We start from the raw sequence: 13,854 nt of genomic DNA on the forward strand, positions 1-13,854 counted from the left end.
ACGCGAAAAGATTATTTAAGTTTTGTTATGTGTGTTTTAATTCGGTAAATAGGGTAATTAAGATAATGAGAGTTGTTAATTTGGGGACTAACATTAATTTTAAATATTCTGATTTATAGAAGTTCTATTATTTTAGATACTCTTGTTTTTATTGGTGTAGTAGCCTGCATCCATTTTATATCTATTCCTCCACGTTCCATTTTTCTAAAATAAGTCATTTGTCGTTTGGCAAACTGATGGATTGCAATATTTAATTGGTCGAACATTTCTTGGTGGGTTATTTTTCCGGTGGCAAATAGCGTAAGAAACTTATATTCTAAACCATAATAGATTAGGTCTTCGGCATTCACTCCTTGGTCCATTATATTTCTCACTTCATCAACCATACCTTCTTCCAATCTGGATTTGAGCCGCTTGGTAATTTTAGCTCTTCTTAGTTCTCTGTCAATATCAACTCCAATTATGAGAGGTCTTAATTCAGGGAGAGTGATATCAATTTTTGGGTTGCTTTTATAATATTCCTCAATTTCAATTGCTCTAATAGCCCTTTTTATAGTGTCAACATCACTATTGTTATGTAGGTTTTTATACGACTTCAGTATTTCTGTAAGTTCAGCAAGTGTCTTATTCTTTAAGGTCTCTCTAAATTCATAATTGGCAGGCACTTGTACTAATTTGAAATGTTTTAGTACTGCCTCAATATACATGCCTGTTCCGCCGCACATAATTGGTATTTTACCTTTATTCTGAATTTTTTCAAAAGCCTTAAAAAAATCATTTTGGTATTGATATACATTGTATTTGCTTCCTGCTTCAACTATGTCTATGAGGTGGTAAGGAATTTCAGTTCCATTTATGGTATAGTCATCTAAATCTTTTCCTGTACCCAAGTCCATTTGTTTGTATACTTGACGACTGTCGGCACTAATTATCTCGCCATCTATATCGTAAGCCAATTGGGTAGCTAAATCAGTTTTGCCACTAGCAGTTGGACCAAGAACGACTATTAGATTATAATTTTCTGATTTTTTCATCGTTAAATAAGTAGAATTAGTGACTAAAAGTAAAGATGACCTGAATTTTATTAATTTTGCACCACAAAACTAGATAAATGAGCGAATATTTGCTTATGCATTGGAGAATTTTTAATTAATGAATGATAAAGTTAAACAAGAATCGCTAACTCAAAGGTACCAGCATTTATTTGTTAGGAGCATCAACTTAATAGTGAAACCTAAGAAAGAGTGGGCTGCAGTGTTACACGAGAAGAATGACTCGAATGCTATTTTAAGCACATTTGTGCTGCCTTATGTGTTTTTAGCAACTATTATTACTTTTGTCAAGTATTTAGTGATATACAGCAATCTTGAGTTTGGAGAAGCAATTAAGCAATCTTTAGCAGTTTTTTCATCTTTGTTTTTCACATATATCATTGGATATCAAATTTTGATACGTGCCTTACCTGGATTTTTAAATGAAAAAATTAGTAAATCATCGTTGAATAGGATATCGGCTAGTTTAATAGCTTACTCTTCTTTGTGTGTTTTTATTTATCAGGTTTTAATACTATTGATGCCAGATTTATCGATATTGGCAGTTATTCTACTTTATTCAATTTATTTAATTTGGATTGGTGTATCTGAGTTTGATAATTTTAAGCAAAAAGATTTTAAAGTAGTAGTAACAATTATAATAAGTGGTATTGTATTAATTATGCCATTTTTTTTATCAAAAGTTATTGTACAAATGAGTGCAGGAATTTAACAGGTTTGTAATGAGTAAACAAAAAATAAATATAAGAAATAAAAAAGCCTATTTTGACTACGAAATTATTGAAAAATATGTCGCAGGGGTTCAATTATCAGGTACTGAAATAAAGTCGCTTCGTCTTGGTAAAGCAAGTTTGGTTGATGCTTATTCGTATTTTGTAAATGGTGAGCTTTGGGTTAAAGGTTTTAATATTTCAGAATACTTTTATGGTACTTATAATAACCATATGCCCTTAAGGGAGCGTAAATTATTGTTACATAAAAAAGAATTGCAAAAATTAAATAGAAAAACAAAAGAGTCTGGCTTAACCATTATTCCTTTACAAGTATTTATTACAGATAAGGGTTGGGCTAAAGTTGAAATAGGCTTAGCAAAAGGTAAAAAGTCTCATGATAAACGTGAAACTTTAAAACTTAAAGATGCTAAGCGCGAAATGGACAGAACAAAGAAAATATATTAAATAATACGCAACCTTTGTGTTTCTAATACATCTTTGATGGTAGCAAGTGTTGTTACCATAATGATTGTTTTAGATGTAAAACATAATGGTATCAATGTTTTTGGGGTGGATAAACTAGACAATATTATTAAACAATGCAGAAAGAATAAGCCTGCTGCGCAAAAGGAGCTTTATCAGCTTTTTTCGCCTAGGTTGTTCGGTGTGTGTTTGCAATATTGTAAGGATAGAACTGAAGCAGAAGACAATCTTCAAGAAGGATTTATTAAGATCTTTAGTAATATTAAACAGTTTAATTTCCAAGGTTCATTTGAAGGATGGATGAGAAGGATTATGGTGAACACAATAATAGCTTCTTTCCGAAAAAAGAACCCGGTTTATTTTACCGATAATATTGAGGACTTTGAAAGGGATTATATAGAAGAGCAAGTTGAGGAAAGTAAAGTTAAGCTTCCTGAATTATTGAAATTAATTGAAGAGTTGCCCCCTAAATATAAATTAGTATTTAATTTATATGCATTAGAGGGGTACACGCATAGTGAAATATCAGAGATATTAAGTATTAGTGAAGGAACATCTAAATCAAATCTATCTAGAGCAAGAAAATTATTAAAAGATAAATTGAATAAGGCAAATGTGGCTGAAATTCAAACCGCATAAGTAATATGAATAAAGATATCGACAATATATTTAAAGATGGACTCCAAGGTCATACCGAGGAGCCACCTGCGTTTATATGGGATTCTATCAATAGTGAGTTAGGTACTGCACGTGCTAATAATAATCGTATTGTAATATGGCGCAGTCTTGCTGCAGCCGCATTTATTGGTGTTATTTTCTTAAGTGGTTTGTTGTTTAAAGGTATTGATGATAATTTAAACTCAAATGAGGTTATTGGATACAATCATTCAAATAATGAAAAAGTAGAGAAAGAAAAAATAGTTAAGGAGGCTGCCGTAATTTCTTCAGATGAACCTAAAACGGAGGAAAAGCAAATTGAATCAATCACAAAAGTAGTTGTGCCAACAAAGACCTTTTTATCAGAACAATCTGAATTTAGCGACTCTAGAAAAAGTAATGAAAATAAAGCTAAGACAAGTAATGCTCAAGATAACGAGAAACCTAATTTATCTAATGAGCAAGAATTTATTGTAGAAACTCAAATAGAGGAGACTGAAGTAGATTCAAGTGCTGTTGTTTTAGATGATGGTAGTAATGAGCAAACCCCAAGCTCTGAAGAATTGAATGAATCATTACCAATTGTTTATTCAGAAGGCTCTCAAGTTATTTTGGCTCAAAATAATCAGAAAAAAGAATACGAACCATTTCCAGGTAAGCCTTCTGTGTATAATCCAACAAAGAGTAAGTCAAAGTACGTAATAACCTTAGGTGGGCAAGTTGCACCTGGTTATTCTGATAAAGAAGTTTCAGGGGCTTCAAACACTGCAAGTAAAGAATCAGGAATTGTTACAATTTCCGGTGGGCTTAATGTAAATGTGAAAGCAAAGAGTCGATGGAGTATTGAAACAGGGGCCTATTATACCCAGTCAGGACAAAAATTTTCTAATGAAGTATATGGTGATGATAGATCTTTATTCATGAGAGCTAATAGAGCTAAAGTCACTGAAAAAGAAACTGAGGTGCCATTAAATAATTCTCTAGGGAAAATAAACCTTAAGAATGTTCCTATTTTTGGTGAGGATAATTATGGTAAAATGCCATCTCTTCCTAACGTGAGTAATCCAGAATTAGGAAGTCCAAATAATACTGTTGGAATGATTGATATTCAGCAGGAATTAGATTTTATAGAAGTGCCTTTATTGGTTCGTTATCACTTAATAGATAGTAAGGTTAATTTGTCTCTTGCCGGAGGTATGAGTACAAATTTTTTAGTTGATAACAATGTATACTATCTAGAAGGGGGTAATAAAACCTGGATTGGAGAAACAGAACAAATCAATAATGTTAATTATAGTGCAGTGTTTGGTTTGGGCCTTCAAGCTCCAATTTGGAAAACGCTTCAGTTTAATTTAGAGCCACGATTGAAGTATTTTATGAATTCTGTATCAAGTGATACTTCAACAGATTATAAACCTTATTCTATCGGGTTGTTTACTGGCGTTAGTTTTAGGTTTTAGGTTTATATAATGCTACGTTGTGTAGCATTTGCCATTTCATAAAAAACACCTTTATTGGCCATTAGTTCTTTTGGACTACCAACTTCAGCAATTTCGTTATTATCAATTACAACAACTCTATCTGCTAGGTTTATAGTTGATAATCGATGACTCACAATTAATGCAGTTCTTCCTTTAGTGATTTTGTCAAAATTTTCAATCATCTGAGCTTCTGTAAAGGCATCCATCGAACTTGTTGGTTCATCTAAAATAATTAACTGGGCATTATTATAGAATGAACGCGCGAGGGCCATTCTTTGCCATTCACCCATACTCAACATTTCACTGTCTTTAAATAAAGTGCCGAGTTTAGTGTCGAAACCTTGGGGTAATTTTTCTAGAGTCTCTTTTATACCAGCCTTTTCAGCATTCAACTTAATGTCTTCCTCATTCATCTCTTTATTGACATCACCAAACCAAATATTTTCCTTGGCTGTTGTATTATAAAGCATGAAATCTTGAAATATTACGCTAATATTTTGAGAAATGGACTCGTTACTTATATCAGATAAATTAATGTCATCAATGAGAATTTTCCCAGAACTAGGTTTGTATAATCCACATAAGAGTTTAATTAAGGTTGTTTTGCCAGCGCCATTTGCCCCAACTAAGGCTATGGTTTCTTCTTTATTTATGTTTAAATTAAAATTGTTAAATACCTTACGTTTACTGTTTGGGTATTTAAAACTTAAGTTTTCTATAAAAATACCCTTCTGAATAGTTTTTGGAAAACTAATATTCGTTTTGTGTTTTGTGTTTGGATGTTTGTAATCGATAAATTCAAATAAGTTTTTTAAGAAATTGCCATCATCAAGGAGAGCTGTGATATTTCCTAAAAGTTCTTGAAGAATTCCGAAGCCTCTATATAAAGCTAGCAGATACATTACCATAGTGCCCTGTGAGATATTTCCATTGATGGCTTCCTTTGTTACAAAACCGAATACTAAGAATAGCGATACGGATGCAAATATCTGTAGGAATATTTCATGGCTTGTTTTCCTTCGTAATAAGTTTAATTGGTCGTTCCTTAGCTCATCTTTTAGATTCTCATATTGGTTCTTAAAAAGCCAGCTTAAGTTAAATATACGAAGTTCTTTTGCATACTCTTTACCTGTTAATAGTCTGTTGTAGTATCCTACAACTCTTTCTTTTTCGGTTTGATTATTCTTAAGGCTAAATAGTTGTTTCGAATAATTTAACCTCAGTATTACTATTGGGAGTGATGTGATTATAAGTGTAATTATAGCAAACCAATGCAGCGAGCTTAATAGTCCAGCAATTAATAAAAGGGTAATGCAGTTTTGCAGAATCTTAATAAAACCATAGTATATTCGGGAGGGTCGAATTGTTGATTCATTTATAGCCCGGTGAAATATATTTTGGAAGTTTACATTTTCATAAGAACTGTAGCTAAAAGTGGTTGTATGAGAATGAATGATGTTTTGGATATAATCGTTTATTGAATAGGAATGTTTTTGGTTTATTAGCGAGCCAATAGACGTTAATATAGCATTGAGTATAAATAATAATCCAGTTAAGAAGAGTGTAATATATAAAGTAAAGTCCTCGTTATTATTGTTTTGAATTGATGTAGCAATTTCATCAACCAATAATTTAATAATATATATAAGGCAAACAGGTAAAAATCCTTTGATTAAAATAACAAAGGCGTTTATAACAGACCATTTTCTTGAGCTTTGCCAAACTATTTTAAGTGAACGGAGTATGTGTTTAATTTTATCCTTCAATTGTTTAATATTACTTGTTAGATGATAATTAGTAATGTAAAGATAAAAATATGAATTTAATTGGGGACGTTTTTGAGTTTATACCAAATACGGGCTAGGTAATAGGTGAAGTAGCCTAATATTGGTGTAGTTATAACTATCAGCTGTTTAATAAAAATAGAGTGTCGTATCTTTAATATCTTACCATTGCGTTTGTGTAGAACGCTAATGGCTAATAGTTTATCTCTGTTAATTGTTTTGTCAAAATTAATTAAACTATCACCTTTTGTAAGGTATTGGCCTTTAGTGTGGTCAAATTTTATAAGTCTGTGAAATATAATTCTGTTTTGTCTCTCAAAGAATACCACATCACCTTTCTTCAGGTTGTTAAAATCTATTGGTATAACCTTCACAACATCGCCTGGTAAATAACACGGAAACATACTTAATCCATGTACAGGAATTTCGACAGAAACCCCATCTGCAATCATTTCTTTTATCGCTTCTAGTAATAGTTGTTGTTTGCGTTGGGTGTTCAATAGTCTAATTCTTTAATTAGTTTAACAATTTCACCGTCTGGCTTGAAGCCTACCTCGTAAACCTTTATTTTATTGATAATAGATTCAACTATATCTAAATGATTCTGAATCATACCTTGCTCATAAAACTGCTGAATAAAATTACTCAGTACTTTAGTAAATGCATGTACACCACTTAAGGGTTTTATATAGTTATTAGGGTGTTGTTTTAAAATAAATATTTTAGTTAGTGTGCTTTCTATTGGTTTTTGGGTATAGTATGGCATAGGGGTATTGTAGACTTTTATATGGTCTCCTATATTTCTTATTGCTAGCCTATCGTCATTAATGACTGTATGTCCGGCTTGGTGCCATAATCTTGCCATGGTTGATTTGCCAATGCCTGATATGCCGGTAAATGCATATGCTTCATCATTGTTGATAATGCACGATGCATGTATTAATACTCCATTGTTCCAGTGCAATAGATATAAACTTAATAGGGCACCAAAAGGGTGAGAGTATGGGTCGACTATGAGTTTGTTGTGAAATGTACCTTTCACATATGCATTAACTGTATTGCTATTATTATTTTTAACAGCAACTATCTCATCTATTGCAGGGTGATTCTCATAATCTATTTTAATAACAACCGATTCTTTATTTTTAAAGATATGCCACTTATACTTCAGGAATTCTTCCGTAGTTAAATTGCCAGAAAAGACTCTTTGATACGAAGTTAGATTATAGCTATCTTCTGAATAATGATAGTTTAGATGGTAATCTGGTGCGTGATTAGGAAAAACTTTGGAATAAGCAGAAATAGAACAACTTAAATCAAGTTGAATAAATTTACTTTTAGTTGATATTAAAATGTTAATACCTGAAATATTGACGTATAAATTGGCATCATTCATAGCGTAAAGCTACTAATAAGATACTGTATTTCCGCCGAATGGATCATTCTCTTGTGATGGAAAGCTATTCTGTATTGAGGTGCTTGAGCTTGATGATGAGCTTCGGCTAGCCCATGGATCTGGGCCAGGATCAACTGGTGGTGACATCATTACCATTGAGATCTCTTGATCAACAATAATCTCGTCCATAACTGGGGAGTTATAATATTTTCTATGTTTAATCTCTCTTTTCATAATTGGTTTAATGCACTCCTAATGTTATAAAATAACACCTTTACTTAAGGCGTGATTTATAAATTGCTCAATGTCATTATGGGCAATTGCTTTATCTACCTCATATTCTTCAGTTAAAGTTGATAAAATATCATTAACTGAATTTTTGTTGTTAATCTTATTGTAAATAAAGGTCCCCACCTCATTGAGAGTAAAAACTTTATTCATATCAGCAATGTTATCGGAAATGGGTACTAACACAGTTTCATTTCCTATTTGCTTCTCAACAAAGTCAATACTCTTTTTATAAACTACGTTTAGATTAATTTTGTTCATAGTAATCCCCAAAAGTATAAAAAAAGCAATTTTATGACTGTTATAAATAGTTAATTTAAAATTGACTTTGATTAATAATCTTTACAGCCTATCTAATTGCAGATTTTCGTAGACTAAAATACAACTCTTGAAAAAGGAGCTGCATCATGGCTAATGAAATCTTTGTTACAATATTTGTAATAGCCAGTTACGGCTATCATAGCTGCGTTGTCGGTGGTGTACGCAAATTTTGGTATAAAGGTTTCCCAATTTTGTGTTTTTGCTAGTTTTTGTAAGCTGTCTCTTAGGCCTGAGTTTGCTGAAACACCTCCTGCTAGGGCAATTTGTTTAATATTCAAGTCTTTTGCAGCTAGTTTCAGTTTGATTAAAAGAATATCAATTATGGTAGCTTGTAATGAGGCGCACAAATCGTTCTTATTTTCTTCAATGAAGTTTTCATTCTCTTTTAGTTGATCTCTCAGGAAATATAAAAATGAGGTTTTTAATCCACTAAAACTATAGTCGTAGCCTTTTATTCGTGGTTTAGAGAACTTGAAAGCATTAGGATTCCCATCTTTTGCTAACTTATCAATTAATGGACCTCCAGGATATGGCAAGCCCATAACTTTGGCGCATTTATCAAATGCTTCGCCTGCTGCGTCATCAATAGTTTGTCCTACTACTTCCATTTCTGTATGGCTTTTAACCAAAACAATCTGACTATTTCCTCCTGAAACTAATAGGCATAAAAAAGGGAAAGATGGATGTTTTATATCGTTATCAGGTTCATTTATAAAATGAGCCATTATATGAGCATGTAAATGGTTTACATCAATGAGTGGAATGTTATTTGCTAATGCAAAGCCTTTTGCAAAGGAAGTGCCTACTAATAAAGATCCCATTAGTCCAGGACCTCTTGTAAATGCAATGGCATCAATTTTCTCAGGTTTAACATTAGCTTCTTTTAACGCTTTGTCTACTACAGGTATAATATTTTGCTGATGCGCTCTTGAAGCTAACTCTGGCACAACGCCACCGTATGCCATATGAACATCTTGATTTGCTACCTTATTTGATAACACAGTGTCATCTTTAAAAACTGAAGCTGATGTATCATCGCAGGAAGATTCTATTCCAAGTATATAAATGCTCATTTTATTTCTGTGTTTTATTTATATAGATAATATATTACCCTTAATAAATAGTTTACTGCATTTAGCTTAATGTTTGTGGAATAAAACTAAGCTAAAAACGTTTTTTGATTACTTTTGCAATTAAAGCACAAAAATATTAAAAAATCCGTTAAAATATTATCTATAGCGATATTAGGTTTGTTGATACTACCGGTATTGTTGAGTCTCGTAATTCTGATACCAAGCGTTCAGAATTATGTAGGTAATTCTATTACTAAAACTTTATCAAACGATTGGGGTACAGAAGTTAGTTTCTCAACCATTTATTTTAAGCCAATAAAGAATATTGAAATCAATGATCTTTTACTAAAAGATGTAAATAATGACACTCTTTTATATGTAAAGCGATTTGAAGCTCCTATAAATAGCTTTAGTATTAAAGGAAAACGGATTAATTTTGGTAATGTAAGTGTAAGCAGCTTGCAGTCTCATATTGTAAAGCAAAAGAATAAAAGTAATTTTGAATTTCTACTTGATTCATTAGGGAAAAATAGCTCTGGGGATTTTGACTGGAAGTTTACTCTTCAAACAATAAAAATAAGAAAGAGTAAGCTTCGGTATATCAATTACGATGCAGATAGTATTAGTTTAAAGTTTAATCCAAATAATTTTACAATAGACAATTTTAATGCAACAATTAGTAACATTAAAACAGTTAACGATTCTCTTTCGTTGAGGATTGATAAATTCTCGTTTATAGAACATCAGGGTATTGCTATTAATGAACTAAAGTGCTCAGTTGGTTATGGAAAAAATGGATTAGGTTTTGAAGATTTATCTTTAAAATCGAGAAATACTTTTTTAGCCATTGATTATTTTAGGCTGAAATACGATACTATTGTTGATTTAAATGATTATTGGGATGGACCACAGTTCGCTTTAAAAATTAAATCTTTAAAAAGTACGTCAAAGGACATTCAGCAGTTTATACCTAAATCACCAGTTTTTAAGAATGCTATTAATTTGAGTGGTAAATTTAGAGGGACTTTAAATGATTTTAAAGGTAGTGCGGTTTCTTTGAGTTTTGGTACAGGAACGAGTGTGAAAACCAATTTCCAAGTTCGAGATTTATCGAATATTGAAGATGCTTATGTTTATTTAAATATTAAAGATCTCCGAACAACCCCAAATGATATAATTAAACTAATTAACCTAAACAGGGAAAACCAGAATTTAACAATTGCTAATTCAATTAATAAAATTGGGGATGTTAAATTTAAGGGAAAAATTTCAGGGTTTTCAAATGATATTGTTGCATTCGGTAATTTCCAAACAGAATTAGGTGACTTAAGTACTGATATTGGTGTGAAAACTACAGCTGATGGTAAAATTATTTATGCGGGATTATTAGATACCAAACAATTTAAAATTGGCGAATTATTCAATTCAGAAGAGAATTTAAATAGGGTCTCATTGGCATTATCAGTTAATGGGTATAGAACAAACGATATGCAATATCGTGCTTTGGTTGATGGTAAAATTGATTCGATAGATATTAGAGGATACAATTACGAGCATGTTCAGTTAAAAGGTTACCTATCCAATAAAAAGTTTAATGGGAATGTTATTTTAAAAGACCCGAATATTGATTTAGAGTTTGATGGTCAAGTTGATTTTACAAAGGATCTACCTGAGTTTGATTTTGTTGCCGATGTGAATAATATAAAGCCGAATCAACTCCATTTCTTTCCTAAGTTAAATGATAGTGAAATCGGATTTAAAGTTAATGCAAAACTATTCGGACAAAGTTTAAATACAATCAATGGTAATGTTTTAATACATGATGGTCATTTGTCTGCTTTGGATAAGCAGTATCAATTGGATAGTTTAAATGTAAGTTTTAACGACCTAGATAGTACGCATAATATCACGATAACATCAGATATAATTAATGGGTATTTTAATGGTAGATATGAAGTTGCTACATTGTCTAATCAGGTATATTACTACTTACATAAAACCTTACCCTCTATTTTTACGAAAAGTGAACCTTATGAGATTTCTGGTAATAGTATAGATTTTAAGCTTGTTGCAACAGATATTAATCCTTTACTATCTATTATAAGCCCGTCAGTTAAAATTGCTAAAGGTTCGTTTTTACAGGGTAATTTGAATTCCGATAAACAAACAATCCAAATTAACGCCAACTCAAAATCAATTACCTACGGCAATGTTGAAGCGAATAAGTTAAAAATGGCTCTTAATTTAAATGGTGGTAATATTAAAAATTCAATATCCGTTAATGCTTTTAATATTGGATCTTTAGTATCGTTTAACAATTTTAATACTACCCAAGAAGCATTTTCAGATAGTTTATTACTTAATATAAATTGGGATGACAAGAAGGAAATTGAAAATTATAAAGGCGACTTAAACATTGTAACCAAATTTAATAAACCTAATGAAAGATTATTTACTCAGTTAAATATTGAACCATCATCTTACGTTATAAGTGATTCTTTATGGACTATTCAGCAATCTCGTATCAATATAGTACCTAATGGAATGCATATAAATGCCCTGCGCATATTTAATGCAAGGCAGGAACTTAATATGAATGGTTCGTTATCAGATAAAAACGCGGATCTAGAAGTAAATATACAGAACTTTGATTTGGAAAATGCCATGAGTCTTAGGGCTCTAAACAAAGTACATATAGCTGGCTTGCTTAATGCAAACTTAAAGTTTGAAGAGAGTTATTTAAATCCTGTAATATCGAGTGATGTTAGAATTGATAGCCTTGATGTTAACCATGAATTAATTGGCGATTTTTTTGCAGAATCAGTCTATGATAGACAGGAGGAAGAGGTCAAGATAAGTACAGAAATAAAAAAAGGGAATAGAGAACTTCTTGGTGGCGGTGGTTTTTTTAATCCTAAAAGTAAAGATTATAATTTCGATTTTAAGCTAGATAGCTTACCTGTTGGGTTTCTAGAAATTTATCTAAATAAAGTCATGCAAAATATACGTGGAACTAGTTCGGGCAATGTTGGTTTACGGAAAACTGATACGGGAATTGGGCTTGAAGGTAAAGTTGCTTTAAACCATGTTAATTTTAGTGTGGACTTAATTAAATGTTCATTCTTTGTTGATGATTCAATTACTCTGAAACCAGAGCAAATAATTTTTGATAATGAATTAACTGATATTCATAATAAAAAAGGAGCTTTAAAAGGGATAATTGCGCATAAAAGTTTTAAGGATATGCATTACGATTTATCAGTTAATGCTAATAATATGCTTCTGCTAAATACGCGTGAGTTGGATAATGAAATGTATTATGGAACGGTATATGGTTCTGGTGCTTTATCGGTTACTGGTACTACTTATAACATGGAAATTGATATAAAAGCCCGAAATGAAAAAAACTCACGTTTATACATACCTCTGAATAATCGATCTGCATCTTTAAATAATAATTTTATTCAATTTTATAATCCTAATATAGATTCTAGTGAGGTTGCCATTGAAGAAGAGGAATATGTAGCGGAAAGGAATAATTATGAGCTGAATATGGAAATGGAAATAACTCCAGAAGCTCAGGTTCAAGTTATATTCGATCCTAATGTGGGCGACCTTCTAAAATCAAATGGAAAAGCGGATTTGCAAATACAAATGAATAGGGACAAAGAAATATTCTTCTTTGGCCAATACACAGCCTCTAGCGGAGAGTATTTCTTTTCATTAGAGAATGTAATTAATAAAAAATTCGACATTAATAATGGAGGTACTATCACATGGCAGGGCGATCCGTATGAAGCCATTATTGACTTAACTGCAACTTATAAAATTAAAACTAGTATAGCTCCTTTAATTCAAACGGGTGTATATGGTTCTGAAGAATTAACAGGAGAAGCCTCGAGGAGAGTGCCGATTCATTGTGACTTGATATTAGAAGATCAATTAACCCGACCCGCAGTTAGCTTTGAGATAAATGCACCAACGTTAACTCAAACCAATCAAAATTTAATTCAGGATGCTATTAGTACCGAAGAGGAACTAAACCGCCAGATATTATCGTTATTGGTTTTAAATAAGTTCTACACTCCTGAATATAATGCAAATTCTGGAGGGCAAAACCAAGGAGTTGGTAATGCAGTTAGTGCTAATGCTTCTGAGGTTTTATCAAGTCAGTTAAGTAGTTTGTTATCTCAAATTAGTAAAGATGTTGATATTGGAGTCGCTTATCGTCCTGAGGATAACATTTCTCGTGAGGAGATTGAAGTAGCCTTATCTACTCAAATACTAAACGATAGAGTTACCATAAATGGTAATGTTGAATATGGTAAGTATAGCGAAAACTCAGCTCCTGTTCAGCAAAATGCAAGTAACATTGTAGGTGATTTCGATATGGATATCAAACTTAATAAAAAAGGCAGTCTTAGAGCCAAGGTGTATACTCGGAGCAACGATGATTTTAGCTATGATAGCTCGCCAACAACACAGGGTGTCGGTTTATCTTATCAAGAAGACTTTAATACTTTTGGAGAGTTATTTCAGAAATATTGGAAAATAATTACCGGAAAAGGTAAAAATGAAGATGAGATTAAATTAGAGGATGAGTAAC

General features: G+C 31.9%; 12 protein-coding genes. 5 read left to right on the forward strand and 7 right to left on the reverse strand.

What is annotated here, in order from left to right; translation table 11 throughout:
• Positions 1-113: 113 nt before the first annotated feature.
• On the reverse strand, positions 114-1,034 hold the full coding sequence (miaA, locus tag A8B35_RS03325) for a tRNA (adenosine(37)-N6)-dimethylallyltransferase MiaA (RefSeq protein ID WP_075601988.1): 921 nt from the start codon (positions 1,032-1,034) through the stop codon (positions 114-116).
• Positions 1,035-1,152: 118 nt separating this feature from the next.
• On the opposite strand from miaA, the gene A8B35_RS03330 reads away from it, so the two are divergent.
• The 4 genes from A8B35_RS03330 to A8B35_RS03345 are packed head-to-tail and all read left to right on the forward strand — an operon-like array spanning position 1,153 to position 4,365.
• Positions 1,153-1,764, forward strand: a complete 612-nt coding sequence (locus tag A8B35_RS03330; protein ID WP_075601989.1) for a Yip1 family protein — start codon at positions 1,153-1,155, stop codon at positions 1,762-1,764.
• A gap of 10 nt (positions 1,765-1,774) precedes the next feature.
• Positions 1,775-2,230, forward strand: a complete 456-nt coding sequence (smpB, locus tag A8B35_RS03335; protein ID WP_075601990.1) for an SsrA-binding protein SmpB — start codon at positions 1,775-1,777, stop codon at positions 2,228-2,230.
• A gap of 36 nt (positions 2,231-2,266) precedes the next feature.
• Complete coding sequence (locus tag A8B35_RS03340) at positions 2,267-2,887, forward strand: RNA polymerase sigma factor (RefSeq protein ID WP_245820765.1); 621 nt, start codon at positions 2,267-2,269, stop codon at positions 2,885-2,887.
• 5 nt (positions 2,888-2,892) lie between these two features.
• Complete coding sequence (locus A8B35_RS03345) at positions 2,893-4,365, forward strand: outer membrane beta-barrel protein (protein WP_075601991.1); 1,473 nt, start codon at positions 2,893-2,895, stop codon at positions 4,363-4,365.
• Between the two features lie 2 nt (positions 4,366-4,367).
• Here the strand turns inward: A8B35_RS03345 and A8B35_RS03350 are convergent, their stop codons facing one another.
• The 6 genes from A8B35_RS03350 to tsaD all read right to left on the reverse strand — a co-directional run bounded on the left by A8B35_RS03350 (position 4,368) and on the right by tsaD (position 9,248).
• Positions 4,368-6,152: an ABC transporter ATP-binding protein gene (locus tag A8B35_RS03350; protein ID WP_083634294.1), complete on the reverse strand. Its 1,785-nt coding sequence runs from the start codon at positions 6,150-6,152 to the stop codon at positions 4,368-4,370.
• 56 nt (positions 6,153-6,208) lie between these two features.
• Positions 6,209-6,670 (reverse strand): S24/S26 family peptidase, encoded by a 462-nt coding sequence (locus A8B35_RS03355; protein ID WP_075601992.1) that lies wholly within the window; start codon positions 6,668-6,670, stop codon positions 6,209-6,211.
• On the reverse strand, positions 6,667-7,566 hold the full coding sequence (locus A8B35_RS03360; protein WP_075601993.1) for a phosphoenolpyruvate carboxykinase (ATP): 900 nt from the start codon (positions 7,564-7,566) through the stop codon (positions 6,667-6,669). The genes A8B35_RS03355 and A8B35_RS03360 overlap by 4 nt, the downstream gene beginning before the upstream one ends.
• A gap of 12 nt (positions 7,567-7,578) precedes the next feature.
• Positions 7,579-7,800, reverse strand: a complete 222-nt coding sequence (locus A8B35_RS23135; protein WP_139314794.1) for a hypothetical protein — start codon at positions 7,798-7,800, stop codon at positions 7,579-7,581.
• Between the two features lie 24 nt (positions 7,801-7,824).
• Positions 7,825-8,115, reverse strand: coding sequence for a PqqD family protein (locus tag A8B35_RS03365; RefSeq protein WP_075601994.1), 291 nt, complete (start codon positions 8,113-8,115; stop codon positions 7,825-7,827).
• Positions 8,116-8,228: 113 nt separating this feature from the next.
• Positions 8,229-9,248: a tRNA (adenosine(37)-N6)-threonylcarbamoyltransferase complex transferase subunit TsaD gene (gene tsaD / locus A8B35_RS03370; protein ID WP_075601995.1), complete on the reverse strand. Its 1,020-nt coding sequence runs from the start codon at positions 9,246-9,248 to the stop codon at positions 8,229-8,231.
• Between the two features lie 198 nt (positions 9,249-9,446).
• Here tsaD and A8B35_RS03375 point away from each other — a divergent pair, with 198 nt between their 5' ends.
• The gene (locus tag A8B35_RS03375; RefSeq protein ID WP_171973148.1) at positions 9,447-13,853 is read left to right on the forward strand and encodes a translocation/assembly module TamB domain-containing protein; all 4,407 of its coding nucleotides are present in this window, start codon (positions 9,447-9,449) and stop codon (positions 13,851-13,853) included.
• Position 13,854: the final 1 nt, after the last annotated feature.

The organism is Saccharicrinis aurantiacus (assembly GCF_001660705.2).
In the GTDB taxonomy this organism is placed as follows: Bacteria; Bacteroidota; Bacteroidia; order Bacteroidales; family Marinilabiliaceae; genus Saccharicrinis; species Saccharicrinis aurantiacus.

Excerpts from the sequence above, each read along its gene's own strand:
- miaA (WP_075601988.1), bottom strand. The coding sequence starts at position 1,034 with ATGAAAAAATCAGAAAATTATAATCTAATAGTCGTTCTTGGTCCAACT.
- A8B35_RS03330 (WP_075601989.1), top strand. The coding sequence starts at position 1,153 with ATGAATGATAAAGTTAAACAAGAATCGCTAACTCAAAGGTACCAGCAT.
- A8B35_RS03345 (WP_075601991.1), top strand. The coding sequence starts at position 2,893 with ATGAATAAAGATATCGACAATATATTTAAAGATGGACTCCAAGGTCAT.
- A8B35_RS03365 (WP_075601994.1), bottom strand. The coding sequence starts at position 8,115 with ATGAACAAAATTAATCTAAACGTAGTTTATAAAAAGAGTATTGACTTT.
- A8B35_RS23135 (WP_139314794.1), bottom strand. The coding sequence starts at position 7,800 with ATGAAAAGAGAGATTAAACATAGAAAATATTATAACTCCCCAGTTATG.
- A8B35_RS03340 (WP_245820765.1), top strand. The coding sequence starts at position 2,267 with ATGGTAGCAAGTGTTGTTACCATAATGATTGTTTTAGATGTAAAACAT.
- tsaD (WP_075601995.1), bottom strand. The coding sequence starts at position 9,248 with ATGAGCATTTATATACTTGGAATAGAATCTTCCTGCGATGATACATCA.
- A8B35_RS03360 (WP_075601993.1), bottom strand. The coding sequence starts at position 7,566 with ATGAATGATGCCAATTTATACGTCAATATTTCAGGTATTAACATTTTA.
- smpB (WP_075601990.1), top strand. The coding sequence starts at position 1,775 with ATGAGTAAACAAAAAATAAATATAAGAAATAAAAAAGCCTATTTTGAC.